2 pseudogenes are annotated in these 340 nt (G+C 65.9%); one reads left to right on the top strand and one right to left on the bottom strand.

The features are described 5' to 3' along the window. Window positions 1–2: 2 nt before the first annotated feature. A pseudogene (locus AC5ZGW_RS47780) lies at window positions 3–155 on the top strand (ATP-binding protein); the annotation flags it as partial. A 17-nt stretch (window positions 156–172) separates the two neighbouring features. Here AC5ZGW_RS47780 and AC5ZGW_RS47775 read toward each other — a convergent pair. Then, window positions 173–340, bottom strand: a pseudogene (locus tag AC5ZGW_RS47775) (IS3 family transposase); the annotation flags it as partial.

Below are 340 nucleotides of genomic sequence, written 5' to 3'. Positions count from 1 at the left end.
GCTTGAGCGGCATGGCCAAGGCCTTCGAGGAGCAGCGCCGATCACCTGATCTCGAAGCCTTGCCGTTCGAAGATCGCATCGGCCTGCTGGTCGACCGGGAAGCCGCGGAACGCGACACCAGGCGGCTCACCACGCGCCTCAAGCTGGCCGCGCTTGACCTGCCACTGAACTTTCATCCAGCAGCGGTTAGAGTCTCAGGGTTTTGTACGCCAAGTGGCGCGGGTGGAGCAACGGACGATCGGCGGAGCTGGTCGGGGTTGCGCAGCCGATCGTCCGTTGCGGTGAGGTGGGCGGCATAGGCCGCGGGGGTCAGGTATTTCAGCGACGAGTGAGGCCGCCG

It is taken from the genome of Bradyrhizobium sp. Crot121 (genome assembly GCF_059512385.1).
Note: the sequence above shows the minus strand (reverse complement) of the source record. Positions and strands in the feature narration are given on the sequence as shown.